This is a genomic window from Cellulomonas chitinilytica (genome assembly GCF_016862675.1).
In the GTDB taxonomy this organism is placed as follows: domain Bacteria; phylum Actinomycetota; class Actinomycetes; order Actinomycetales; family Cellulomonadaceae; genus Cellulomonas; species Cellulomonas chitinilytica.
This window is the reverse complement of sequence record NZ_BONK01000002.1, coordinates 389081-412259: the sequence shown is the minus strand read 5'-3', so window position 1 is coordinate 412259 and position 23179 is coordinate 389081. Positions and strand designations below refer to the sequence as shown.

At 74.0% G+C, this 23179-nt stretch carries 23 protein-coding genes and 2 tRNA genes; 17 read left to right on the top strand and 8 right to left on the bottom strand.

The genetic code is table 11. The annotated features are described in order from the left end of the window. Nucleotides 1-62: 62 nt before the first annotated feature. Genes Cch01nite_RS04390 through secA form a run of 3 tightly spaced genes read left to right on the top strand, consistent with a single transcriptional unit; the run spans nucleotide 63 to nucleotide 5096 of the window. Nucleotides 63-1328: a winged helix-turn-helix domain-containing protein gene (locus Cch01nite_RS04390; RefSeq protein ID WP_203749021.1), complete on the top strand. Its 1266-nt coding sequence runs from the start codon at nucleotides 63-65 to the stop codon at nucleotides 1326-1328. After that, nucleotides 1325-2350, top strand: coding sequence for a DMT family transporter (locus Cch01nite_RS04385; RefSeq protein WP_203749018.1), 1026 nt, complete (start codon nucleotides 1325-1327; stop codon nucleotides 2348-2350). Before Cch01nite_RS04390 ends, Cch01nite_RS04385 begins: the two co-directional genes overlap by 4 nt. Beyond that, a complete protein-coding gene (gene secA, locus Cch01nite_RS04380) occupies nucleotides 2313-5096 on the top strand; it encodes a preprotein translocase subunit SecA (RefSeq protein WP_203749015.1) in 2784 nt (927 codons plus the stop codon). The genes Cch01nite_RS04385 and secA overlap by 38 nt, the downstream gene beginning before the upstream one ends. Before the next feature lie 28 nt (nucleotides 5097-5124). Here secA and Cch01nite_RS04375 read toward each other — a convergent pair whose 3' ends face one another. Both Cch01nite_RS04375 and Cch01nite_RS22665 read right to left on the bottom strand, forming a co-directional pair. Further along, nucleotides 5125-5751 carry an Rv3235 family protein gene (locus Cch01nite_RS04375; protein ID WP_203749012.1) on the bottom strand — a complete coding sequence of 209 codons (627 nt, stop codon included), beginning with the start codon at nucleotides 5749-5751 and terminating at the stop codon, nucleotides 5125-5127. Then, a complete protein-coding gene (locus tag Cch01nite_RS22665) occupies nucleotides 5748-6644 on the bottom strand; it encodes a LysM peptidoglycan-binding domain-containing protein (RefSeq protein ID WP_239069859.1) in 897 nt (298 codons plus the stop codon). Before Cch01nite_RS22665 ends, Cch01nite_RS04375 begins: the two co-directional genes overlap by 4 nt. A gap of 241 nt (nucleotides 6645-6885) precedes the next feature. Here Cch01nite_RS22665 and Cch01nite_RS04365 point away from each other — a divergent pair, with 241 nt between their 5' ends. Beyond that, nucleotides 6886-7410: a hypothetical protein gene (locus Cch01nite_RS04365; RefSeq protein ID WP_203749010.1), complete on the top strand. Its 525-nt coding sequence runs from the start codon at nucleotides 6886-6888 to the stop codon at nucleotides 7408-7410. A 35-nt stretch (nucleotides 7411-7445) separates the two neighbouring features. Here Cch01nite_RS04365 and Cch01nite_RS04360 read toward each other — a convergent pair whose 3' ends face one another. Then, nucleotides 7446-7673: a helix-turn-helix domain-containing protein gene (locus Cch01nite_RS04360; RefSeq protein WP_203749008.1), complete on the bottom strand. Its 228-nt coding sequence runs from the start codon at nucleotides 7671-7673 to the stop codon at nucleotides 7446-7448. Between the two features lie 107 nt (nucleotides 7674-7780). Here Cch01nite_RS04360 and Cch01nite_RS04355 point away from each other — a divergent pair, with 107 nt between their 5' ends. The 5 genes from Cch01nite_RS04355 to Cch01nite_RS04335 all read left to right on the top strand — a co-directional run bounded on the left by Cch01nite_RS04355 (nucleotide 7781) and on the right by Cch01nite_RS04335 (nucleotide 10766). Continuing rightward, the gene (locus tag Cch01nite_RS04355) at nucleotides 7781-8518 is read left to right on the top strand and encodes a hypothetical protein (protein ID WP_308439197.1); all 738 of its coding nucleotides are present in this window, start codon (nucleotides 7781-7783) and stop codon (nucleotides 8516-8518) included. Between the two features lies 1 nt (nucleotide 8519). Next, nucleotides 8520-9782, top strand: a complete 1263-nt coding sequence (locus Cch01nite_RS04350) for a CpaE/TadZ family protein (RefSeq protein WP_203749006.1) — start codon at nucleotides 8520-8522, stop codon at nucleotides 9780-9782. Between the two features lie 94 nt (nucleotides 9783-9876). Continuing rightward, nucleotides 9877-10332, top strand: a complete 456-nt coding sequence (locus Cch01nite_RS04345; RefSeq protein ID WP_203749004.1) for a DUF6912 family protein — start codon at nucleotides 9877-9879, stop codon at nucleotides 10330-10332. Nucleotides 10333-10528: 196 nt separating this feature from the next. Further along, a tRNA-Gln gene (locus Cch01nite_RS04340) sits at nucleotides 10529-10600 on the top strand. Between the two features lie 93 nt (nucleotides 10601-10693). After that, nucleotides 10694-10766, top strand: a tRNA-Glu gene (locus tag Cch01nite_RS04335). 282 nt (nucleotides 10767-11048) lie between these two features. Here Cch01nite_RS04335 and Cch01nite_RS04330 read toward each other — a convergent pair. Then, nucleotides 11049-11768 carry an IclR family transcriptional regulator gene (locus Cch01nite_RS04330; protein ID WP_203749002.1) on the bottom strand — a complete coding sequence of 240 codons (720 nt, stop codon included), beginning with the start codon at nucleotides 11766-11768 and terminating at the stop codon, nucleotides 11049-11051. 97 nt (nucleotides 11769-11865) lie between these two features. Between Cch01nite_RS04330 and leuC the strand changes: the two genes are divergently transcribed. The 6 genes from leuC to Cch01nite_RS04300 all read left to right on the top strand — a co-directional run bounded on the left by leuC (nucleotide 11866) and on the right by Cch01nite_RS04300 (nucleotide 17986). Then, complete coding sequence (gene leuC / locus Cch01nite_RS04325) at nucleotides 11866-13320, top strand: 3-isopropylmalate dehydratase large subunit (RefSeq protein ID WP_203749000.1); 1455 nt, start codon at nucleotides 11866-11868, stop codon at nucleotides 13318-13320. A gap of 20 nt (nucleotides 13321-13340) precedes the next feature. After that, on the top strand, nucleotides 13341-14000 hold the full coding sequence (leuD, locus tag Cch01nite_RS04320) for a 3-isopropylmalate dehydratase small subunit (protein WP_203748998.1): 660 nt from the start codon (nucleotides 13341-13343) through the stop codon (nucleotides 13998-14000). A 115-nt stretch (nucleotides 14001-14115) separates the two neighbouring features. Continuing rightward, a complete protein-coding gene (locus tag Cch01nite_RS04315) occupies nucleotides 14116-14745 on the top strand; it encodes an HU family DNA-binding protein (RefSeq protein ID WP_203748996.1) in 630 nt (209 codons plus the stop codon). 102 nt (nucleotides 14746-14847) lie between these two features. After that, nucleotides 14848-16164 carry a UDP-N-acetylglucosamine 1-carboxyvinyltransferase gene (gene murA, locus Cch01nite_RS04310; protein WP_203748995.1) on the top strand — a complete coding sequence of 439 codons (1317 nt, stop codon included), beginning with the start codon at nucleotides 14848-14850 and terminating at the stop codon, nucleotides 16162-16164. Nucleotides 16165-16184: 20 nt separating this feature from the next. After that, nucleotides 16185-16946, top strand: coding sequence for a lysophospholipid acyltransferase family protein (locus Cch01nite_RS04305; protein ID WP_203748994.1), 762 nt, complete (start codon nucleotides 16185-16187; stop codon nucleotides 16944-16946). Between the two features lie 11 nt (nucleotides 16947-16957). Further along, entirely contained in the window at nucleotides 16958-17986 is a 1029-nt protein-coding gene (locus Cch01nite_RS04300) for an NAD(P)H-dependent glycerol-3-phosphate dehydrogenase (protein WP_203749213.1), read from the top strand. A 48-nt stretch (nucleotides 17987-18034) separates the two neighbouring features. On the opposite strand, the gene Cch01nite_RS04295 is transcribed toward Cch01nite_RS04300, so the two are convergent. After that, complete coding sequence (locus tag Cch01nite_RS04295) at nucleotides 18035-19192, bottom strand: trans-sulfuration enzyme family protein (protein ID WP_203748993.1); 1158 nt, start codon at nucleotides 19190-19192, stop codon at nucleotides 18035-18037. A 129-nt stretch (nucleotides 19193-19321) separates the two neighbouring features. Here Cch01nite_RS04295 and Cch01nite_RS04290 point away from each other — a divergent pair, with 129 nt between their 5' ends. Beyond that, nucleotides 19322-20479, top strand: coding sequence for a D-alanine--D-alanine ligase family protein (locus Cch01nite_RS04290; protein WP_203748991.1), 1158 nt, complete (start codon nucleotides 19322-19324; stop codon nucleotides 20477-20479). A 32-nt stretch (nucleotides 20480-20511) separates the two neighbouring features. On the opposite strand, the gene Cch01nite_RS04285 is transcribed toward Cch01nite_RS04290, so the two are convergent. Next, the gene (locus Cch01nite_RS04285; protein WP_239069857.1) at nucleotides 20512-21024 is read right to left on the bottom strand and encodes a DUF3515 domain-containing protein; all 513 of its coding nucleotides are present in this window, start codon (nucleotides 21022-21024) and stop codon (nucleotides 20512-20514) included. Between the two features lie 111 nt (nucleotides 21025-21135). Between Cch01nite_RS04285 and Cch01nite_RS04280 the strand changes: the two genes are divergently transcribed. Continuing rightward, nucleotides 21136-22101, top strand: a complete 966-nt coding sequence (locus Cch01nite_RS04280; protein WP_239069855.1) for a thiamine-phosphate kinase — start codon at nucleotides 21136-21138, stop codon at nucleotides 22099-22101. 53 nt (nucleotides 22102-22154) lie between these two features. On the opposite strand, the gene Cch01nite_RS04275 is transcribed toward Cch01nite_RS04280, so the two are convergent. Together Cch01nite_RS04275 and rpmB are read right to left on the bottom strand one after the other, a co-directional pair. Further along, nucleotides 22155-22679, bottom strand: a complete 525-nt coding sequence (locus Cch01nite_RS04275) for a GNAT family N-acetyltransferase (protein ID WP_203748989.1) — start codon at nucleotides 22677-22679, stop codon at nucleotides 22155-22157. 86 nt (nucleotides 22680-22765) lie between these two features. Then, the gene (gene rpmB / locus Cch01nite_RS04270) at nucleotides 22766-22957 is read right to left on the bottom strand and encodes a 50S ribosomal protein L28 (RefSeq protein WP_029289091.1); all 192 of its coding nucleotides are present in this window, start codon (nucleotides 22955-22957) and stop codon (nucleotides 22766-22768) included. Between the last annotated feature and the right edge of the window lie 222 nt (nucleotides 22958-23179).

Here is a 23179-nt window from a genome sequence, read left to right as displayed (position 1 = left end):
ACGACGCCCGGCCCCTCGGGGTCGGGCGTCGTCGTGTCGGCGGTGCACGGCAGGATGTCGTCATGGCCAGTGCTCCCGAGCAGCTCTCCCTGTCGCAGGCACGCCGTGTCGCGCTGCGCGCCCAGGGCCTGGACCGTCCCCGCCGGGAGGTGCGCGGTCCCGTCGACGCCCGCGGGCTCCAGCAGGTCGTCGACCGGTTGGGGCTGCTGCAGATCGACTCCGTGAACGTCCTGGCGCGCGCGCACCTCATGCCCGTGTTCAGCAGGGTCGGGCCGTACGACACGACGCTCCTGGACCGTGCGGCGGGGCAGCGTCCCCGTCGGCTGGTCGAGGCGTGGGCGCACATGGCGTCGTTCGTCCCGCCGGAGACGTTCCGGCTGCTCGAGTGGCGCCAGCGCGACTACCTCAACGAGGCGTGGGGCGCGATCGCCGAGGTGCCGCTGCAGCACGCGCCCGTGGTCGACGAGGTGCGCCAGCTCATCGCCGAGCAGGGTCCGCTCACCGCGCGCGAGGTGCAGGTCCGGTTCGAGGCCGAGCACCCGACGACGCGGACCGAGTGGGGCTGGAACTGGACGGTCGCGAAGCGCGTCCTGGAGTTCCTCTTCTTCACCGGCGAGGTCACCTCCGCGGGACGCAACCCGGCGTTCGAGCGCCGGTACGACCTCACGTCGCGGGTGCTCCCGGCGGACGTCCTGGCGCAGCCGGCGCAGTCCGACGAGGACGCGGTGCGCGCGCTCGTCGAGATCTCGGCACGCGCGCACGGCGTCGGCACCGTGCGCGGCCTCGCCGACTACTTCCGCATCCCGCAGCGCCGGGTGCTGCCCGCGATCGCCTCGCTCGTCGAGGACGGCGTGCTGGTGCCCGTCGACGTCGAGGGGTGGGGTGGTCGGCCCGCGTACCGGCACCGCGACGCGACGATGCCCCGGTGGGCGACGGGCGCCGCCCTGCTCAGCCCGTTCGACCCGCTGGTGTTCGAGCGGCAACGGCTCGAGGCGGTGTTCGGGCTGCGCTACCGGATCGAGATCTACGTGCCCGAGCCGAAGCGCGTATGGGGCTACTACGTGCTGCCGTTCCTGCTGGGGGAGTCGGTCCCGGCGCTGCTGGACCTCAAGGCGGACCGACGCGCCGGGGTGCTGCGGGTGCACGCGGCGCACCGGACGGCGGTCCCGGGCGTGCCGGCGGACGACGTCCTGCTCCCCGCGCTCACCGCCGAGCTCGACCTGCTGGCCCGGTGGCTGGGTCTCGACAAGGTGGCCGTGGGGGCGGCCGACGGGTCGCTGCGCGGGGACCTGGCGTCGCCGCTGCAGGCTGCGACGGCCGCCGCGTGACCGCACGACGCGACTTCGCGCTCGTCGCCCTCGCCGGGGTGCTGTGGGGCACCGGCGGGCTCGCCGGGGCGGCGCTGGCCGATGCCGAGCACCTGCCCGCCTCGGCGGTCGCCGCGTGGCGCCTGCTGGGTGGTGGCGGCCTGCTGCTCGTCGCGCTGGTGCTGACCGGTGCGCTGCGACGGGTGCCTCGGACGCGCGTCGTGCTCGGTCGGGTCGTGGTGACCGGGCTGCTGGCCGCGGCGTACCAGGCCGCCTACTTCTCCGCGGTGGCGCGCGCCGGGGTCGCGACCGCGACGCTCGTCGCGCTCGGTGCGGCGCCCGTGCTCGTGGCGGTGGGCGCCGCGGTGCTGGGCCGCCGGCTCCCGTCGGGCCGGACCGTCCTCGCGCTGGTGCTCGCCCTGACGGGTCTGGTGTGTCTCGTGGGCACCTCGACGGCCGCGGGGACGGGCTCGGGCTCGGGCCGCACGGGTGGCGTCCTCCTCGCCCTGGTGGCCGCCGGGGCGTTCGCGACGATGACCGCGATCAACCGCGGCGGCACGCCCGGGCTGGGTGCGCTGCCGCTGACGGCGCTCGCGTTCACGCTCGGCGGAATCGTGCTCGTGGCGGTGTCCGCGGTCGTCGGCCCGGGGGTCCAGGTCCCCGGCACGACCCGCGGCTGGGCGTTGGTCACGTACCTGGCGCTCGTCCCCACCGCGGCCGCGTACGGGGCGTACTTCCGCGGTCTGCACACCGTTCCCGCGACCAGCGCTGCTCTCCTCGCGCTCCTCGAGCCGCTCACCGCGACGGTCGGCGCGGTGCTGCTGCTCGACGAGCGGCTCGGCCTGGCCGGGCTGGTGGGGGCGGTGCTGCTCGCAGCTGCCGTGGTCGTTCTTCGCCCACGCACCCGCCGCTCGCCTACGATGGTCGGGCCCGGCCGCGCGGCCGGTGACACCAGCCGCTCCGACGCCGTGCGCGCCCGGGGTGCGAACACGTCGGGAGTCATGCGTGCCAGCGATCCTCGAGAAGGTCCTGCGCCTCGGTGAAGGCCGGATCGTCAAGAAGCTGTCGGGCATCGCCCAGCAGGTCAACGCCCTGGAGGACAGCTTCGAGTCGCTGTCCGACGCGGAGCTGCGGGAGGAGACCGACCGGTTCCGCGCCCGGCTGGCCGACGGGGAGTCGCTCGACGACCTGCTGCCGGAGGCGTTCGCCGCCGTCCGCGAGGCGTCCCGCCGCACCCTCGGGCAGCGGCACTTCGACGTGCAGCTCATGGGCGGCGCCGCGCTGCACCTCGGCAACATCGCCGAGATGAAGACCGGTGAGGGCAAGACCCTCGTCGCCACGGCACCGGCCTACCTCAACGCGCTGTCCGGCAAGGGCGTGCACGTCGTCACGGTCAACGACTACCTGGCCGGGTACCAGGCCGAGCTGATGGGCCGGGTCTACCGGTTCCTCGGTCTGTCGAGCGGCGTCATCCTGAGCAACCAGACCCCCGCCGAGCGGCGGCAGCAGTACGCCGCCGACATCACGTACGGCACGAACAACGAGTTCGGGTTCGACTACCTGCGCGACAACATGGCGTGGAGCACCGACGAGCTCGTCCAGCGGGGCCACAACTTCGCGATCGTCGACGAGGTCGACTCGATCCTCATCGACGAGGCGCGCACGCCGCTCATCATCTCCGGCCCCGCGTCGGGTGACACGAACCGGTGGTACGCCGAGTTCGCGAAGGTCGTCCGCCGGCTGCAGCCCGAGCGTGACTACGAGGTCGACGAGAAGAAGCGCACCGTCGGCGTCCTGGAGCCGGGCATCGAGCGGGTCGAGGACTACCTCGGCATCGACAACCTGTACGAGTCCCTCAACACCCCGCTCATCGGGTTCCTCAACAACGCCATCAAGGCGAAGGAGCTGTTCAAGCGGGACAAGGACTACGTCGTGATGCAGGGCGAGGTCCTCATCGTCGACGAGCACACCGGCCGCATCCTGCCGGGCCGTCGCTACAACGAGGGCATGCACCAGGCGATCGAGGCGAAGGAGGGTGTCGCGATCAAGGCGGAGAATCAGACGCTCGCCACGATCACGCTGCAGAACTACTTCCGCCTCTACGAGAAGCTCGCCGGGATGACGGGTACGGCCGAGACCGAGGCCGCCGAGTTCCAGGGCACGTACAAGCTCGGCGTCGTCCCGATCCCCACCAACCGGCCGATGCAGCGCATCGACCAGCGCGACTTCGTCTACAAGAGCGAGGACGGCAAGTTCGACGCGGTCGTCGCCGACATCGTCGAGCGGCACGCGAAGGGCCAGCCCGTCCTGGTCGGCACCACCAGCGTCGAGAAGAGCGAGCTGCTCAGCTCGAAGCTCAAGAAGCAGGGCGTCCCGCACGAGGTCCTGAACGCCAAGCAGCACGCGCGTGAGGCGTCGATCGTCGCGCAGGCCGGACGCAAGGGTGCGGTCACGGTCGCGACGAACATGGCCGGCCGTGGCACGGACATCATGCTCGGCGGCAACGCCGAGTTCATGGCGGTCGCCGACCTCGCCGCGCGGGGCCTGGACCCCGCGGAGAACGCCGAGGAGTACGAGGCCGCATGGCCGTCGGCGCTCGACAAGGCCAAGGCCGCGGTGGCGGCCGAGCACGACGAGGTGACCGAGCTGGGCGGCCTGTACGTGCTCGGCACGGAGCGTCACGAGTCGCGGCGCATCGACAACCAGCTGCGCGGTCGGTCCGGCCGGCAGGGTGACCCGGGCGAGTCCCGTTTCTACCTGTCGATGCAGGACGACCTCATGCGCCTGTTCAACTCCGGCCTGGCCGAGTCGATGATGACGCGCGCCGGGTTCCCGGAGGACATGCCGCTCGAGTCGAAGATCGTCACGCGCGGCATCCAGTCGGCGCAGGCGCAGGTCGAGTCCCGCAACTTCGAGATCCGCAAGAACGTCCTGAAGTACGACGACGTGATGTCCCGTCAGCGCGAGGTCATCTACGAGCAGCGGCGCCGCGTCCTGGAGGGGGAGGACCTGCACGAGCAGGTCGGCCACTTCCGCCGGGACGTGCTGACCGCGTACATCACGGGTGCGGCCGCCGAGGGGCGCCCGGAGGACTGGGACCTCGACGCCCTGTGGACCGCGCTCAAGGCGGTGTACCCGGTGACGATCACGCCCGACGAGGTCGTCGAGCAGGCCGGCGGCGCGACGCGGCTGTCGGCGGAGCTGATCGAGCGCGAGATCCTCTCCGACGCCGAGCACGCGTACGCGGAGCGCGAGGAGACGATCGGGTCGGACAACATGCGCCAGCTCGAGCGGCGCGTCACGCTCTCGGTGCTGGACCGCAAGTGGCGTGAGCACCTCTACGAGATGGACTACCTCAAGGAGGGCATCGGTCTGCGGGCGATGGCCCAGCGTGACCCGCTCATCGAGTACCAGCGCGAGGGCTACCAGCTGTTCAACGCCATGACCGACGCCATCAAGGAGGAGACGGTCGGCTACCTGTACAACCTCGAGGTCCAGGTCGCGGAGCCCGAGGCGCCTGCGGTCACGGCCGACTCGGCCGCCGCGGCCGCGGCGAGCGCGGGTGCCACGGCAGCCGCGCCGCGCGGGGTCCAGGACGGACCGCGGCTGGTGGCCAAGGGCATCGACGGGCCGCAGGAGCGCGTGCCGCTCCAGTACTCGGCACCGTCCGTCGACGGGGATGCGTCCCGCGTGACGGGTCCGGCGGACGGGGCGGCCGAGGACGCGCCTGTCGACGGTGCGAACCGTGAGGCCCGCCGCAGGGCAGCCAAGCAGCAGCGCAAGCACTGACGCCCCGCCCCGCCGTCGAGGTCGCCGATCAGCCGACCTCGACGGCGGTGGCGCGCCAGGCGCCACGGTGCGACTCGATGCGCAGCGCGACGGCGCGGACCTGCGCGCCGTCCTCGACGACGACGGACGCCTCGTGGACGTGCGGGTCGATCGTGCAGACCCGCACGCGCCGCACCACCGGAGGTCGAGCGGCCCCCCGGGGTCCGAGGACGCGGACCGTCAGCGCGGCGCGCTGGTGCACGGACTCGTAGACGCCCGGTGTGACCCAGCGTGCGAGCTGCCCGGGGGAGCGGCGACCGCCCAGGACCTCGACGGTGGCCTGCGCGATCAGTCCGGCGAGGGCCGTGACGTCGCCGCGCGGGCTCGCGCCGCGTTCCTCGTCGGCCGCGTCGAGCACGGGTGACCGGTCGGTCGCGCGGAGGATCCGCAGACGTCGGCCGAGCGACGGCGGGACGGTGTGCGCCGGGCCGTCCGCCTCGAGCCCGGACGCCGCGGGCGGGAGCGGCACGAGCCGGACCGTCGGGCTGGGGACCGGGGCGGGGCGCGTGGCGGTGCAGACGTCGTCGACCGCGTCGACGGCGACGGGCGCGAGCAGGCCGACCCTGGCGAAGAGCTCCTCGGCGGCGGTCTCGGGCTCGAGCACGAGGGCGGTCATGCGTGCGCCCCGTCCGCCGTGGGGGTCGCCGGCACGACGAGGACCTGGCCGGGGAGCAGCGCCCCGGGGTCGGGGCCGATGACGTCGGCGTTGGCCGCGTACCACGTGGGCCAGGCGGCGGCGACCTGCGCGTCGTCCGCTCCGGGCGACAGGTGCCGTGCGGCGATCCGCCAGAGGCTGTCCCCCCGGACGACGACGACCGTGCCGGGCCCCGCGTCGGCGGTCGGGCGGACGGGCGTCGTGAGCAGGTGCGTGGTGGGGGTCGGCGCGGGCGCCGGTGCGCCGGCGGCGGCCGATGCCGACGGGGCCGAGGGCGGCTCGACGTCGCGGGCGGGCTCGGGAGAGGGCTGGTCGGGCGCGCCGGTCGGCGAGGGAGCAGCGGTGCCGCTGTCGACGGCGGCCGGCGCGGCCCCGGACCGGGCCCCGGCAGGCTCGGAGGAGCCCGTGGCGGTCGGCCCGGCTGCGCCGTCCGGGGCGGTGACGGTCCAGCCGAGGTCGAGATCGGTCCCTGCGGACGCCGAGACGGATGTCGCGGTCGGGGGCCCCGAGGTCGGCTCGGCCGCCATGGCGGTCGTGCTGACGCCGAGCCCGAGACCTGCGCCGACCGCGAGGACGAGCGCACGGCGGACGACGGTCGGCGCGCACCGCAGGACGACCCGCTCGCCGGAGCGCCACGTCGCACCCGCTGCCCGCGCCGTGAGGCACGCCAGCGCGAGGAGCGTGGATCCCCCGAGCCAGACGACCACGACGGCCCCTGTCGCGGACACGCCCAGGTCGACGAGCGTGTCGACGCGCCAGGGCCCGCGGGCCGCGGACAGGACCTCGGTCAGGTGCGCCACGAGCACGACCGCGAGGGCGCCGCACAGGCCGACCGCGGTGGTGAGGAGGCCCACGGATCGCCAGGAGGACCTCGCTGGCGTCCGAACCGCCTCGTGGTGCTGTTGGCGCATTTCGATGGCCCCCTGTGTCGTTTGATGCAGTTTGATGAAACTTGGCGTTGCTAGGTGTACCGGAATGTCCGGTTCGATGTCCACCCCGTCCCAGCCGTGGAGGGAGACCCGGCACGCGCCGGCGCCCCACGGGGCGTCTGTGGACGCCTCCGCCTCCGGCCCTGCCAGCCCCTACGGTGTCGGGGTGCGGTGGGAGGCGGTGTTCGCGGACATGGAGGCCCAGCTCGACGCGGCTCGCGCCGCGGAGCGGCACGTCCAGGTCGCCGAGCTCACGCGGGCCGAGCGAGCGACGGTCGGGCTCGCCGATCGCGTCCGGGCCTCACGCGGATCCCGGGTCCGGCTGCTCGTGCAGACGGGCGAGGGCATCGAGGGCGAGCTCGTCGACAGCGCAACCGAGTGGCTGCTGGTCGCTCCCTCGCCTGTCCAGCAGGTGCTGGTGCCGGTCGGCGCGGTCGCTGCCGTGAGCGGCCTCGTCGCGCACGGGGCACCACCGGTGGGCGCCGCGGAGCGCAGGCTCGGGCTCGGTCACGCGCTCCGGGCGCTCGCGCGGGACCGGGTGACGGTGCGCGTCAGCGCGCGGGGGGCCGAGGTCGTCGGCCGGATCGAGCGCGTCTGGTCGGACCACCTGGAGGTCGGCGCGACGCAGGAGCACGCCGGGCGGCTGTGGACGATGCCGTTCGCGACGCTCGCCGCCGTCCGCTCAGGCTGACCCGCGCCGCATCGCGCCGGATCATGCGACGCGCCTCAGGACGCGTGGTCCCGTGCGTCCGTCTGCGACGCCGCGCGCTCCCGGGTCTGCTCGTACATCCGCTGGATGTAGTTCTCCAGCTCGGCCGACTCGACGCGCCAGATGCCGCGGCCGCCGATCTGGATCGCGGGCAGCTCGCCCGAGCGCACGAGCGCGTACGCCTGCGGTGCCGAGATGTTGAGGATCTCGGTGACGTCGGCGAGCGTGAGGAACCTCGAGGCCATGCCCGCAGTGTGGCACGCGATGGCGCGGTGCCCGGGTTGTCCACAATGCTTCCGCAGCGCCCCGGTTCGTCCGGGCAGGATGGCGCACGTCGCGGGACTCTGCGGCGGTGCTCGGGACGACGGGGGACCAGATGAACACCAGCGTGCTCGACCTGCCGGCGCCGGTCGCGCCCCGGCTGCGCCGACCCGGCTGGCGAGACCCGCGCCTGCTCGCGGGCGTCGCCATGGTGGCCGCGTCGGTGGTGCTGGGTTCCTGGGCGGTACGGACGGCGCAGCGGACGGTACCGGTGTACGTGGCCCGCGACGCGATCGTGGCGGGCCAGCGGGTCGAGGCCGGTGCGCTCGCGGTCGTCGACGTGCGGCTGGGCTCGGTCGACGTCGGGCGCTACCTGTCCGCCGAGGAGCCCCTGCCCACCGACGGCACCGCCCTGCGGACGGTCGGCGCGGGGGAGCTCGTCCCGCGGGCGGCGATCGGTGACGCGGCGGACGTCGACGTCAGGCCGGTCGCGATCGGTCTCGTGCGGCCCCCGGCGAAGGCGGTGACGGTGGGGGCGCTCGTCGACCTGTGGTTCACGCCGTCGGACTCCGCCGGGGCGGGCGACGAGCCGGTGGACGACGCAGCGGTGGACGCCGCCGACGCCGAGGCGGCCGACAGCGCACGACCGCACCCGCTCGCGACAGGGCTCACGGTCGCCGAGGTCACGCGTCCCGACGGAGGCTTCGCCGCGACCGGTGCCGCGACGGTGCAGGTCCTGGTCCCGACGGACGCGCTGCCCGGGGTGCTCGCGGCGCTGTCCGCGGACGGTACCGTCGACGTCGTCCCGCTGCCCGGGTCGGGCGGCTGACGTGGCCGTCGGGGTGCTGTGCGCCGTCCAGGGCGTCGCGGAGTCGATCCTGGTCCAGGCGATGGAAGGCTCGGGAGGGCGGCTGAGCGTCACGCGACGCTGCGCCGACCTCACCGAGCTCCTTGCGGCGGCGGAGGCCGGTCTCGGCACGCTGGCGGTCGTCTCCGTGGACCTCGACGAGCTCGACCGCGAGTCGGTCGAGCTGCTGCACCGTGCCGGCGTGCGGGTCGTGGGCGTGGCGGACCCGGCCAGGCCGTGGCTCGCCGAGCGGCTGACGTCGTTCGGCGCGGACCTCGTCGTCGATGCGCCGGGTGACGAGGTGGGTGCGTCGGGGGTCGTCCGCGACGCCCTGCGGGTCCTGGACGCGGCCGTCGACGACCGCACCCGTGAGCTGCCGGTGCTGCAGGCTGCAGGCCCGGCCGCCGCCCCCGTGCCCTTGCCGGAGCGGGGCTCGGTCGTCGCCGTGTGGGGTCCCACGGGAGCGCCGGGCCGGACGACCGTCGCGGTGAACGTGGCGACGGAGCTCGCGGCGGGGGCGCCGACGCTCCTTGTGGACGCCGACACGTACGGCGGCTGCGTCGCCCAGGTGGTGGGGATGCTCGACGAGGCTCCCGGGCTCGCGGCGGCCGCCCGCGCCGCCGGTCAGGGCACGCTCGACCTGACGACCCTGGCCCGGCTCTCGCCGTCGATCGCACCCGGGCTGCGCGTCCTGTCGGGCATCTCGCGTGCCGACCGCTGGCCGGAGCTGCCGTCGTCGTCGCTCGAGCCCGTGTGGTCGGTGGCCCGGTCGCTCGCCCGGTGGACGGTCGTCGACTGCGGCTTCTGCCTGGAGCAGGACGAGGTCCTCAGCTACGACACCCGCGCGCCCCGGCGGAACGCCGCGACCCTCAGCGCCCTGGAGGCGGCGGACCTGGTCGTGGTGGTCGGGACGGGCGATCCCGTCGGGATCCAGCGGCTCGTCCGCGGCCTGGGGGAGCTCACCGACCTGGGGCTCGGCACGTCGCGGCTCGTGGTCGTCAACCGGGTCCGTGCGTCGGTCGCGGGACCGCGCCCCGCGGAGGCCGTCGCGCAGGCGCTCGCCCGGTACGCGGGGGTGACGGACGCGTGCCTGGTGGCCGAGGACCGCCCAGCGCTGGACGCGGCCCTGCTGGAGGCGCGGACGCTGCGTGAGGCGGTCCCCGGGTCGCCGGCGCGGCGTGCACTGGCCGTCGTGGCGGCGCGTGTCGAGCATGCGCTGGCACCGGTGGGTGCGCCGGCAGGATGACGACGGCCGCCACGGTGCGGCTCCGACCGGCTGCGCGGCGCGTCCGGCGGGGTCCCGACGTCGCGGGCGTGCTCGACCGGGCAGACTGGGGACCGTGCGCATCTACCTCCCCGCCACGCTCGACGAGCTCGGGTCCGCGACGTTCACGCTGGCTGCCCGTCGTGCGCACGCCGTGACACCCGCCTTGCGTGCGGCGATACCCGACGAGGACGACGAGGGCCTGGAGTTCCTCGCGCAGCTGGCGGCGGCGGACGACTCGCTGGTGCTGCTCGCGGACCGCCCGGACGCACCGCGACTGCGGGTCGTCGTCTCGGTGGACGTGCCCGAGCGCGCGGTGGTCACGGTCGTGGACGAGGACGTGGTCCCGAGTGCGGTGGACCTGCTCGACGATCTCGGCCGCGACGACGTGGCGTGCGTGCACGTCGACGAGCCCGCGGCTCGGGAGGACGTGCGCCGTGCCGCGGACGGCGACGAGGCGGCCCTGGACGCTCTCGACGAGCGTGACCTGCTCTGGTACGACGCGTCGGAGCTCGGCCGGATCCCGCGCTGACGTGAGCGCCGCACGGGTGCCCGGCTGCTCGGGGACGTGCGGGAGCGGGTGGTGTTCGTCACGAATGGCGGCCGTGGGCGCTCCCAGTTGGACCGCTGCCGTCACGCTCGGGTAGTGTTCACCGCCGGTACGACGTCCGGGTGGGCGGCGGATGGCCTCGTGAGGCGTCCGACGAGCACCGGAGGTCATACCCCCATGGGGTATGGTGTAATTGGCAGCACGACTGATTCTGGTTCAGTTAGTCTAGGTTCGAGTCCTGGTACCCCAGCGCGAGCACCGCTGACCCGCGGTCCGAGTCCCTCGGAGCATCGGGTAAAGTGTTCACTCGGTAAGCGAGGCCTACGGGTCTCGCGGCTGATAGGCCCCCGTTGTGTAGCGGCCTAGCACGCCGCCCTCTCACGGCGGTAGCGCCGGTTCGAATCCGGTCGGGGGTACAGAAGAAGGCCCGGTCACCACGGTGACCGGGCCTTCGTCGTTCCTCCGTGCATGTCGTGCGGCCAGTGCGTTCCATGCCGCCCGCGCGGCCCGTGCCGATGTGCCCGGTGCCGCGCCGGTTCCGGGCCCCATGCCCCGGGTGAACCACGGGCCGGCGCGGAGGCCGGCCCGTAGGCCGGACGGGTGAAGCGTGTCGACCGGCGCCCACGGCGAGACGACGGCCCGCCGCCGCCGCGGTCGCCGCCGACTGGACCGGCAGGCGACCGCGGCGCGGGACGAGATCAGTCCGCGGTGCGGCGCAGGACCTCGGTGAGCCGGTTCGCGGCGGACACGACGGCGGACGCGTGCAGGCGGCCGGGCTGCCGCGAGAGGCGCTCGAGCGGTCCGGAGACCGAGACGGCGGCGACGACGCGTCCCGACGGCCCACGCACGGGCGCGGACACGGACGCGACGCCGACCTCGCGCTCCGACACGGACTGCGCCCAGCCCCGGCGACGGACGCCGGACAGGATCGTCGCCGTGAACTTGGCGCCCTGCAGGCCGCGGTGGAGCCGGTCGGGCTCCTCCCAGGCGAGCAGGATCTGCGCGGCGGAGCCGGCCTGCATGGTCAGGGTCGCGCCCACCGGGATGGAGTCGCGCAGACCGATCGGCCGCTCCGCCGCGGCCACACAGATGCGCAGGTCACCCTGGCGGCGGTAGAGCTGGGCGCTCTCGCCGGTGTGGTCGCGCAGCGCCGCGAGCACGGGCCCGGCGGCGGCGAGGAGACGGTCCTCGCCGGCGGCGGTCGCGAGCTCCGACAGGCGGGGCCCGAGCACGAACCGGCCCTGCATGTCGCGGGCGACGAGACGGTGGTGCTCGAGCGCGACCGCCAGCCGATGGGCTGTCGGGCGAGCAAGATGGGTGGCGGTGACGAGCTGCGCAAGCGTGGCCGGACCGGCCTCGAGCGCACTGAGAACCGACGCGGCCTTGTCCAGGACGCCGACTCCGCTAGAGTTGTCCATAGGTCGATATTGGCGTCTCGAAGGCTGAGATGCAAGCAGGTCGGCCTACGAACCCGGGAACTACCCCCTCCCGGACTAGGAGAACAGGACCGAGAACATGGCCGGCACGTTGGCGGAGAAGGTCTGGGACGCACATGTCGTGCGCCGTGGCACGGACGGTGTGCCGGACCTTCTCTACATCGATCTCCACCTCGTCCACGAGGTGACGAGCCCGCAGGCGTTCGAGGGTCTGCGGCTCGCGGGCCGCCCCGTGCGCCGCCCGGACCTCACGCTCGCGACCGAGGACCACAACACCCCCACGCTCGACATCGACCGGCCGATCGCCGACACGACGAGCCGCACCCAGATCGAGACGCTGCGCCGCAACGCCGCGGAGTTCGGCGTCCGGATCCACTCGCTCGGCGACGCCGACCAGGGCATCGTCCACCAGGTCGGCCCGCAGCTCGGCCTGACCCAGCCGGGCCTGACGGTCGTCTGCGGCGACTCGCACACGTCGACCCACGGCGCGTTCGGTGCGCTCGCGTTCGGCATCGGCACCAGCGAGGTCGAGCACGTGCTCGCCACCCAGACGCTGCCGCTCGCGCCGTTCAAGACGATGGCGATCACCGTGGACGGCGAGCTGCCCTCGGGTGCGACCAGCAAGGACATCATCCTGGCGATCATCGCCAAGATCGGCACCGGGGGCGGCCAGGGCTACGTGCTCGAGTACCGCGGCGAGGCCATCCGGGCGCTGTCCATGGAAGCCCGCATGACGGTCTGCAACATGTCGATCGAGGCGGGCGCGCGCGCCGGCATGATCGCGCCGGACCAGACCACGTTCGACTACCTGAAGGGCCGCCCGCACGCGCCCGAGGGTGCCGACTGGGACGCCGCCGTCGAGTACTGGAAGACGCTGCGCTCCGACGACGACGCGCAGTTCGACGTCGAGGTCGTCCTCGAGGCGTCGGACCTCGAGCCGTTCGTCACGTGGGGCACCAACCCGGGCCAGGGCCTGCCGCTGTCCGGGTCCGTCCCGGTGCCCGAGGAGATCGCCGACGCGAACGAGCGCGTCGCCGCCGAGCGCGCCATCGAGTACATGGGCCTCACGCCCGGCCAGCCGCTGCGCGAGATCAAGGTCGACACGGTCTTCATCGGCTCGTGCACCAACGGCCGCATCGAGGACCTGCGCTCGGTCGCCAAGCTCGTCCAGGGCAAGCACAAGGCCGACGAGGTGCGCGTGCTCGTGGTGCCCGCGTCCGCGCGGGTCCGCCTGCAGGCCGAGGCCGAGGGGCTCGACAAGATCTTCCTCGACTTCGGTGCCGAGTGGCGCAACGCCGGCTGCTCGATGTGTCTGGGCATGAACCCCGACCAGCTCGCGCCGGGGGAGCGGTCCGCCTCGACGTCGAACCGCAACTTCGAGGGCCGGCAGGGCAAGGGCGGACGCACGCACCTCGTCTCGCCGCTCGTCGCGGCCGCGACGGCCATCCGCGGCACGCTCTCGTCGGTCGCCGACCTGGGCCCCGACGTCGTCGCCCCCGACGGCAGCCCGCTCACCGACCTCCAGACGGTCTGACCAAGGAAGCGAGAAGACTGATGGAGAAGTTCACCCAGCACACCGGCGTCGGCGTCCCGCTGCGGCGCAGCAACGTCGACACGGACCAGATCATCCCGGCCGTCTACCTCAAGCGCGTGACGCGCACCGGGTTCGAGGACGCGCTGTTCGCCGCCTGGCGCGGTGACCCGACGTTCGTCCTCAACCAGGAGGCGTACTCGGCGGGCTCCGTCCTCGTGGCCGGCCCCGACTTCGGCACCGGCTCGTCGCGCGAGCACGCCGTGTGGGCGCTCAAGGACTACGGGTTCAAGGTCGTCATCTCGGCGCGGTTCGCGGACATCTTCCGCGGCAACTCCGGCAAGCAGGGGCTGCTCGCCGCGCAGGCGTCGCAGGAGGACATCGAGCTCATCTGGAAGATCCTCGAGACCCGGCCGGGCACCGAGGTCACGGTCGACCTCGAGGCGCGCACGATCACGTGCGACGACGTGGTCGTGCCGTTCCAGGTCGACGACTACACGCGCTGGCGCCTGCTCGAGGGGCTCGACGACATCGGCCTGACGCTGCAGCACGCCGACGAGATCTCGCAGTTCGAGGAGACGCGCGAGCCGTGGCGTCCGCGCACGCTGCCGGCCAAGCACCTCCCGCCGGTCGAGATCCAGGCCGCGCGCCCGGTGCACGTCGAGATCCAGACCTCTCGCTGAGCGGCGACGGCGGGGTCGTGCCGCGGCGCGACCCCGCCGATTCCGCCCGCTCGCCCGTCCGGGTGACTACGGTGAGGCGCGGAACGTGTCGCGGGTGCCAGCGAGAGGGGTCAGCATGGTCGGCAAGACGCAGATCGTCGATCGGGTCGTCGCACGCGGCGCCGAGCGGGTGCAGGCGGCGGCCGCCGTCGACGCCGTGCTGGAGGAGATCACCGCGGCGCTCGTCGCCGGCGAACGTGTGACGCTCGTCGGGTTCGGCACGTTCGAGCCGGCGACGCGTGGCGCGCGCAGCGCGCGCAACCCGCGCACCGGGGCCGTCGTCGACGTGCCGGAGACCACCGTCGCGCGGTTCCGTCCGGGGACCTCCCTGCGCGCGGCCGTCGCCGGTGGCACCGGCGTCCCGGCCACCGGTGGCAACGGCGTCCCGACGGCACCGGCCGGACGGACGGCGAAGGGTGCACCCGCGACGAAGGCCGCACCCAAGGCCGCGCCGAAGTCCAAGAGCGCACCCAAGGCCTCCGAGGTCGTGCCGACGGTCGTGGCCGCCTCGCCGGCGCCCGCGCCCCGCGTGGACGAGCCGAAGAAGGGCTCGAAGGGCAAGAAGTCGACGTCGGTGGCCCCGGCGGGCAGGAAGAAGGACGTGGCGAAGGCCAAGGCCAAGCCGAAGCCCGCGAAGGCGAAGGCCACGGCCGGGAAGTCGTCCGGTCGGAAGGCCCCCAAGGGCAAGCACGGCCACAAGAAGTAGGAGCCGACGGAACGTCCGGACTTGTGAAGGTTTCGCGCCGGGGACGGCGCGCCGGACGCGGTGCGGTCAGGAGCACCCCTGCGCGTGGGAGACGATGAGTTCATGAGCGACCTGCTGTACGTCAACGGTGGCAACCCCCTGTCGGGCGAGATCACCGTGCGCGGAGCCAAGAACTTCGTCTCCAAGGCCATGGTGGCCGCCCTCCTGGGCGAGACCCCGAGCGTCCTGCGCAACGTCCCGCAGATCCGCGACGTCGCCGTGGTGACCGGTCTGCTGGAGCTGCACGGCGTGCGCGTGGACGCCGACGCGGACGCGGGCGTGCTGCACCTGGACCCGACCGACGTCGAGTCGGCGCACGTCGCGGACATCGACGCGCACGCCGGGTCGAGCCGCATCCCGATCCTGTTCTGCGGGCCGCTGCTGCACCGGCTGGGCGAGGCGTTCATCCCCGACCTGGGCGGCTGCCGCATCGGCGACCGGCCCATCAACTACCACCTCGACATCCTGCGGCAGTTCGGCGCGGTCGTGGAGAAGCACGACAACGGCATCCACATCCGTGCCCCGCGCAGGCTGCAGGGCACGAAGATCGCGCTGCCGTACCCCAGCGTCGGCGCGACCGAGCAGCTGCTGCTCACGGCCGTGCGGGCCGAGGGCATCACCGAGCTCGCCGGTGCCGCGATCGAGCCCGAGATCATGGATCTGATCAACGTCCTGCAGAAGATGGGCGCGATCATCTCGGTCGACACCGACCGCGTGATCCGCATCGAGGGCGTCGACCGGCTCGTCGGGTTCCAGCACACCGCGCTCGCCGACCGCATCGAGGCGGCGTCGTGGGCCGCGGCGGCGCTCGCCACGGGCGGTGACGTGTACGTGCGGGGCGCGACGCAGCCCGAGATGACGACGTTCCTCAACACGTTCCGCAAGGTCGGCGGCGAGTTCGCCGTGGACGACGCCGGCATCCGGTTCTTCCACCCGGGCGGCGACCTGCGGTCGATCCAGCTCGAGACGGACGTCCACCCCGGGTTCATGACGGACTGGCAGCAGCCGCTCGTCGTCGCCCTGACGCAGGCCAAGGGCCTGTCGATCGTGCACGAGACGGTGTACGAGAACCGGTTCGGGTTCGTCGACGCGCTCGTCGGCATGGGCGCGACGATCCAGGTGTACAAGGAGTGCCTCGGCGGCCGGCCGTGCCGGTTCGGGCAGCGCAACTTCTACCACTCGGCCGTCATCAGCGGCCCGACGCCGCTGTCCGCCGCCGACATCGAGGTGCCGGACCTGCGCGGCGGGTTCAGCCACCTCATCGCCGCGCTGACGGCGAAGGGCACCTCGGCCGTGCGGGGCATCAGCCTCATCGACCGGGGGTACGAGCGGTTCACCGGCAAGCTCGAGGCGCTCGGCGCCGAGTTCAGCCGCGACTGAGCCCGGTAGCATCGGCTCCCGTGCAACCACCGGCTCGTTCCAACCGCGCGTACCGCGTGGTCGCCCACATCGTCCGCCCGCCGCTGCGGGCGATGACCCGTCGCGAGTGGAGCGGTGCGGAGAACATGCCCACCGACCGTGGGTTCATCGCCGCGAGCAACCACATGACGAACATCGACCCGCTGACCTTCGCGCACTACCTGTGGGACAACGGCTTCGCCCCGAAGATCCTGGCGAAGGCCTCGCTGTTCGAGGTCCCCGTGATGCGAGGCGTGCTCCACGCGACGGGCCAGATCCCGGTGCACCGCAACACGGCCGCCGCCGGCGAGTCCCTCGACGCCGCGGTCGCGGCCGTCGCGGCAGGGGAGTGCGTCGCGGTGTTCCCGGAGGGCACGCTCACGCGTGACCCGGACCTGTGGCCGATGACGGCGAAGACCGGGGTGGCCCGGCTGGCGCTCGCGACGCGCGCCCCGGTGGTCCCGGTCGCGCAGTGGGGCCCGCAGAACCTCCTGGGCCGCTACAAGAAGCTCCTCAAGCCGTTCCCGCGCAAGAAGGTGACGGTGGTCGCGGGCCCGCCCGTGGTGCTCGACGACCTGTACGACCGGCCGCAGGACACGGCGACGCTCCGGGAGGCGACGGACCGCGTCATGGACGCCATCACGGCACTCCTCGAGGACGTGCGGGGCGAGAAGGCCCCGACCGTCCGGTACGACATGCGCAAGGCGCGGGCCGCCGGCGAGAAGCAGGCGGGCGGCGACCACGCGACGAGGCCGGAGCAGTGACGGCGGACGTCATGCCGCCCGAGGACGCGTCCCGCCACACCCTTCGGGCCGCCGTGCTGGGCGCCGGGAGCTGGGGCACCACGTTCGCCGCGGTGATGGCGGACGCGGGCTGCACGGTGACGGTGTGGGGCCGCGACGAGAAGACCTGCCGCCAGATCACCGAGGACCACCGCAACGAGGGCTACCTGCCGGGCGTCGAGCTGCCCGCGGGCGTCACCGCGACCACGGACGTCAGGGCGGCGCTCGCCGGGGCGGACATCGTGGCGGTCGCGGTCCCGTCCCAGGTGGCACGGCGGACGCTGGAGCCGTTGCGCGACGCGATCGGTCCGAGCACGGTGGCCGTGTCGCTGATGAAGGGCGTCGAGCTGTCGACGGACCGGCGGATGAGCGAGGTCGTCGCCGAGGCGCTCGCGATCCCGCAGGACCGTGTCGCGGTCGTCTCCGGGCCGAACCTGGCGCGCGAGATCGCCCGCCGGCAGCCCACCGCCACGGTCATCGCCTCGACGAGCGACGCCACCGCCCAGCTCGTGGCCCGTGCGTGCGCCTCGTCGTACTTCCGCCCGTACACGAACCGCGACGTCGTCGGGGTCGAGCTGTGCGGCGCCGTGAAGAACGTCATCGCCCTCGCGGTGGGGATCTCGCAGGGGCGCGGGCTCGGGTACAACACGATGGCCACCGTCATCACGCGCGGCCTCGTGGAGATCACGCGGCTCGGGCTCGCGCTCGGCGCCGACGCCGACACGTTCCCGGGGCTGGCGGGCATGGGCGACCTGATGGCGACGTGCGCGTCGCCGGACTCGCGCAACCACACGCTCGGCGGCCACATCGGCCGGGGCATGTCGCTCGACGAGGCGATCGCCGCCACCGGCGGGACGGCCGAGGGCGTGAAGTCGTGCCGGTCCGTGCTGGAGCTCGCGACGTCCCTCGGTGTCGAGATGCCGATCACGCACGCCGTCGTGCGGGTGCTGCACGAGGGGCTGCCCGTCGACCAGCTCGCCCCGCTGCTGCTCGCCCGCCCGCACAAGGCCGAGGGCGCCTGAGCCGACCCCGCCAGGTCGGGCCCGCCGGAGCCGACCGCCGCCGGGCCGTCAGACGCCGCTGACGGATCGCAGCGCCTGGTCGAGGTCCGCCCACAGGTCCTCGACGTCCTCGACGCCGACGGACAGCCGCAGCAGGTCCTCGGGCACGGTCGCCGACTCGAGCGGGAACCGCCGCCGCCGCTCCAGGCTCGACTCGACGCCCCCGAGGCTCGTGGCAGGCACCCACAGCTCCAGCGCGGCGACGACGGCATCGGCCGCCGCGACCCCGCCGTGCGGGCGCAGTCCGATGATCGACCCGAAGCCGTCCATGAGGCGCGCCGCCCGCTCGTGCCCGGGGTCGGTCGGCAGGCTCGGGTGCCGGACCTCGGCGACGGCCGGGTGCTCGGCGAGGCGCCGTGCGAGCTCGGCGGCGTTGGACTGCGACCGCTCGACGCGCAGCGCGAGGGTCCGGACGCCGCGCAGCGCGAGCCAGGCCTCCGTGGGGCCGGCGACGGCGCCGTGCATCGTCCGGTAGGACGCCAGGCGCTCGTGCAGCCCGGGGTCGTCGGAGAGGGCCGCGCCGAGGATGACGTCCGAGTGGCCGGCCAGGTACTTCGTGACGGAGTGCACGACGACGTCGGTGCCGAACGACAGCGGTCGCTGCCCGAGCGGGGTCGCGAACGTGTTGTCGGCCGCCACGAGGGCGCCGACGGCGTGCGCCTCCTCGACGAGCACGGGCAGGTCGGCGACCTCGAGCATCGGGTTCGTTGGCGTCTCGACCCAGAGCATCGACGCGGGCCGGTCGGTCCCGCGCACCGCGGCGACGACCTCGTCGGTGTCGGCGATGTCCACGAGCGTCAGCTCGACCCCGGAGCGCTCGCCGAGGTCGCGGGCGTACGCGATCGTCACGTTGTAGGCGTGCCGGGGGACGACGATGCGGCCGCCCGGCGGCACGAGCGACATCGCCGCGGCGATGGCGGCCATGCCGGACGCGAACAGCAGCGCCGGGTGGGCGGAGCCCTCGAGGACGCCCAGCGTCTGCTCGAGCGGGTGCCACGTCTCGGTGCCGGCGCGGGCGTAGAAGTGCTCGCCCGTGGGCACCTTGCCCTGCGACACGTACGTCGACGACAGCACGATGGCGGGGTTGACGGGGGTGCCCTGCCGACGCTCCGGGCGGCCTGCGGCGACGACGGACGTGGCGGGGGACAGGGGGCGACGCTCGGGCATGCGTGCAGGTTACGCGCCGAGCGGGCGAGGACGGTGTCGAGGCTCGTCGGGCCGTGGCGCCGCAGGAACGGCCGGGACGGCGGTCCAGGACGCCGTGGCCGCTGCCCGCGCCCGGTAGGGTCGTCCGCGATGAACGACGCGCCCGACCCCCAGCAGCCCGCCCCCGCCGCCCCCCGGTCCGCCCGGCCGAGGGTCATGGTGCTCTTCGGCGGACGGTCGGGCGAGCACTCCATCAGCTGTGCGACCGCCGGCGGCGTGCTCCGGGCCATCGACCGCGAGCGGTACGACGTCCTCGCCGTCGGCATCACGCCGTCGGGGCGCTGGGTGCTCGCCGACGACGACCCCGACCGGTGGGCGATCGTCGACGGACGGCTCCCGCAGGTCGAGGACACCGCCGCGCACGTGCTGCTCCCGCAGGCGACCGACGACCGCGACGTTCAGGTGCTGGAGCGTGGCCTGCTGCCCCGGACGGTCGGCGAGGTCGACGTCGTGTTCCCGCTGCTGCACGGCCCGTTCGGTGAAGACGGCACGCTGCAGGGGCTCCTGGAGCTCGCGGACGTCCGGTACGTCGGAGCCGGGGTGCTCGCGTCGGCGGTCGGCATGGACAAGCACATGATGAAGCTCGTGCTCGCCGGTCACGGGCTGCCCGTCGGCCCGTTCGAGGTGATCCGCCCGGGCGAGCTCGAGCGTGACCCCGAGGCCGTGGTCGCACGGATCAAGGCGCTCGGCCTGCCGCTGTTCGTCAAGCCGGCCCGGGCGGGCTCGAGCCTCGGCATCTCGCGGGTCGACGACCTCGCCGACCTCGCGGCGGCGGTCGAGGTCGCGCGCGCGCACGACCCCAAGGTCGTCGTCGAGGCGGCGATCACCGGCCGCGAGATCGAGTGCGGGGTGCTCGGCGGCCACGCCGGCGAACGTCCCCGGGCGTCGCTGCCCGGCGAGATCGTCGTGACCGACCCGCGGCACGCCTTCTACGACTTCGAGGCGAAGTACCTGGACGAGGGCGGTGTCACGCTCGCCTGCCCGGCGGACCTGCCGCCCGACGTCGTCGCGGAGGTGCAGGAGGTCGCGGTCCGCAGCTTCGAGGCCGTCGGGTGCGAGGGGATCGCCCGCGTCGACGTGTTCGTCACGCCCGAGGGGCGCGTCGTGGTGAACGAGATCAACACGATGCCCGGCTTCACGCCGTTCTCGATGTACCCGCGGATGTGGCAGGCGAGCGGCGTGACGTACGCGGAGCTGGTCGACGAGCTCATCGCGCTGGCGCTCGCACGGCCCACCGGCCTGCGCTGAGCGACCGCTGAGCGACCGCTGACCGACCGGGGTCAGAGGCAGGCCCGCGTCTTCGTCGTGCGGTCCACGGCCGGGCCGAGCGCGTCCATGAACGCCGTCGACCGCTCCTGGGCGACCTCGGCGGGCACCTGGACCTCCACGGCCGGCTCACGGCCGTACGTCGTGAACGTCCAGGCGCTGGTGTCCTCGTGCTCCGGGTCGCTGGCCACGGCCACCCAGTCGACCGTCGCCCCGCCGGGCGTCGCGACCGTGACGCAGTGCTCCGTCGTCGGGCCCAGCAGCTCGACGCCGCACCGCAGCACGACCGGGTGCGCCGGGTCGCCCCACGCAGTCGTGGCCTGGCTCGTGGTGTCCCGCCGGGTCAGGCCGTCACCGAGGGAGTCGGGGGTGGCGAGCACGACGCTCGCGCACACCGGGTCCGTGGCGTGCGGCGCGACCGGCACCGGGACGGCGCTCGTGCACCCGGCGAGCAGGGCCGCGGACGCCACCACGCCGAGCAGCACGCGGCTCCGCGCGCGGGTCGGGCGGGGGCTGGTCGCGGGCACAGGTCACCGTAACGCGGCCGACCGTGCCTCCCGGCCACGCACGACGCCGCACGGACGTGAGACGGGCCACCGTGCACGGCCCGGCGGCGCCGCGGCGTCTACGGTGGCGGCGTGAACGACGACCTGCGCGTGTCCGACCTCTCCGAGGAGCAGCTCCTCGCGCGGATCTTCCCGCACCTGCCCGTGGGTGCCGGCACGCTCGTGCCGCCGGGCGACGACGCGGCGGTCGTCGCGGCCCCGGACGGCCGGGTGGTCGTCACGACCGACGTCCTCGTCGAGGACCGGCACTTCCGTCGCGCCTGGTCCTCGGGCCAGGACGTCGGGTGGCGGGCGGCGGTGCAGAACCTCGCCGACGTGGCGGCGATGGGTGCGCGCCCGACGAGCCTCGTCGTGGCGCTCGCTGTCCCGGGCGACCTGCCCGTCGCGTGGGTCGAGGGCCTCGCGCGGGGGCTCGGCGCCGTGTGCGGGCCGCTCGGCGTCGGGGTCGTCGGGGGAGACCTGTCCGGCGGCCCGGTCGTCGTGGTGGCGGTCGCGGCGCACGGTGACCTCGAAGGTCGCGCACCCGTGCTGCGCTCGGGGGCCCGGCCGGGGGACGTGGTCGCGCACGCCGGCCGGTGCGGCTGGTCCGCCGCGGGCCTCGCGCTCCTCGACGCCGACCGGGCCGACGCCGGGGCCGACGCGGTGTCGGCCCACCTGCGGCCCACGTCGCCGCTCGACGCCGGGCCCGCGGCCGCGGACGCGGGTGCCACCGCGATGCTCGACATCTCGGACGGTCTGCTGCGTGACGCGGGCCGGATGGCGCGCGCCAGCGGTGTCCAGGTCGACCTCGACGAGCCCGGGGACGCCTTCGCGGCAGACCTCGCCGGGCTCGCACCGGCCGCCGCGGCCGTGGGGGTGGACCCGGTGGCGTGGGTGCTGGGCGGTGGGGAGGACCACGGGCTGCTGGCGACGTTCCCGGCGGGGACCGTCCTGCCGGCGCCGTTCCGGCGGGTCGGCACGGTCCGGGCCGGGACCGGCGTGCTGGTGGCGGGTCAGATGCCGACCGTCGCGCCGGGGTGGGACCACTTCGGCGGCTGACCGGCTGACCGGCAGCGCCGGCCCCCCGGGGGCGTCAGCCCATGCGGTCGGGGTCAGCCTCTGCGGTACCGCACCTCGAGCAGGTCCGTGCCGCCGAGCTCCTCGTACCGCTCGACACCGTCGGCCTGGAAGCCGTGGCGACGGTAGAAGTGCCGGGCCCGTTCGTTCGCCGCGAGGACCCACAGGGACAGGCGGGTGCGTTCGCCGGTCTCGCCGATGACCGTGCGCATCAGGTCGCGGGCCACCCCGTGCCCCCAGATGCCGGGGTCGAGGTAGATGGAGTAGATCTCACGGTCGCCGCGCGCGGCGTCCTCGTCGCGGCTCGGCCCGAGGCTCACGAAGCCGACGATCTGGGGCCCGGCCTGGGCGACCCACGTGCTCACGTTGTCGGCGGGCCCGGAGCGCAGGAACCGCGTCCAGTCGGCGGTCCGTGCCTGCGGGTCGAGGGAGGCCAGGTAGCTGTCGGGGACGATGCCGGCGTAGGCCTCACGCCACGACCGGACGTGCACCCCGGCGATCCCCGCGGCGTCGGCCTCGGCGGCCGGCCGGATCGTGACGTCGTCGAGCTGCTCGATCATGACGTCACCCTGCCACATGGCCCGGGCAGCGCGAAGGCCCGTGAGGCGAATACCTCACGGGCCTTCGGGAAACGCTTCGACGTGCGTCAGACGGCGCGCTGGACCTTGCCGGCCTTGAGGCACGAGGTGCACACGTTGAGACGCTTGGGGGTCCCCGCCACCACGGCGCGCACGCGCTGGATGTTCGGGTTCCAGCGGCGCTTGGTGCGCACGTGCGAGTGCGAGATGCTGTGCCCGAAGCTCGGGCCCTTGGCGCAGACGTCGCAGTTGGCAGCCACGGTCTTCTCCTGTGTTCTTGCGGTTCGGCCGGGGCCGACGGGTCGGTCCCGATGCTGTGCGGGCACGCCGCGGGTCGCGGCGAAGTCGGGGGTGGGGCGCTGACCGTGCCGTTTCCGGCTCCGTCGTGCGCCACCTGTGCCCGAAGACCTCCGGGCAACCGGTCAAGACTAGCCCATGCCCCGACGGCCCCCCAAATGGGCGCATCCGGCGAGCCTGCGAGC

Bases quoted from the DNA above. Each gene is read 5' to 3' on its own strand.
- Cch01nite_RS04390 (WP_203749021.1), top strand. From the start codon at position 63: ATGGCCAGTGCTCCCGAGCAGCTCTCCCTGTCGCAGGCACGCCGTGTC.
- Cch01nite_RS04300 (WP_203749213.1), top strand. From the start codon at position 16,958: ATGCCGCCCGAGGACGCGTCCCGCCACACCCTTCGGGCCGCCGTGCTG.
- Cch01nite_RS04290 (WP_203748991.1), top strand. From the start codon at position 19,322: ATGAACGACGCGCCCGACCCCCAGCAGCCCGCCCCCGCCGCCCCCCGG.
- Cch01nite_RS04295 (WP_203748993.1), bottom strand. From the start codon at position 19,192: ATGCCCGAGCGTCGCCCCCTGTCCCCCGCCACGTCCGTCGTCGCCGCA.
- Cch01nite_RS04330 (WP_203749002.1), bottom strand. From the start codon at position 11,768: ATGGACAACTCTAGCGGAGTCGGCGTCCTGGACAAGGCCGCGTCGGTT.
- Cch01nite_RS04360 (WP_203749008.1), bottom strand. From the start codon at position 7,673: ATGGCCTCGAGGTTCCTCACGCTCGCCGACGTCACCGAGATCCTCAAC.
- leuC (WP_203749000.1), top strand. From the start codon at position 11,866: ATGGCCGGCACGTTGGCGGAGAAGGTCTGGGACGCACATGTCGTGCGC.
- Cch01nite_RS04375 (WP_203749012.1), bottom strand. From the start codon at position 5,751: ATGACCGCCCTCGTGCTCGAGCCCGAGACCGCCGCCGAGGAGCTCTTC.
- leuD (WP_203748998.1), top strand. From the start codon at position 13,341: ATGGAGAAGTTCACCCAGCACACCGGCGTCGGCGTCCCGCTGCGGCGC.
- Cch01nite_RS04275 (WP_203748989.1), bottom strand. From the start codon at position 22,679: ATGATCGAGCAGCTCGACGACGTCACGATCCGGCCGGCCGCCGAGGCC.
- Cch01nite_RS04315 (WP_203748996.1), top strand. From the start codon at position 14,116: ATGGTCGGCAAGACGCAGATCGTCGATCGGGTCGTCGCACGCGGCGCC.
- murA (WP_203748995.1), top strand. From the start codon at position 14,848: ATGAGCGACCTGCTGTACGTCAACGGTGGCAACCCCCTGTCGGGCGAG.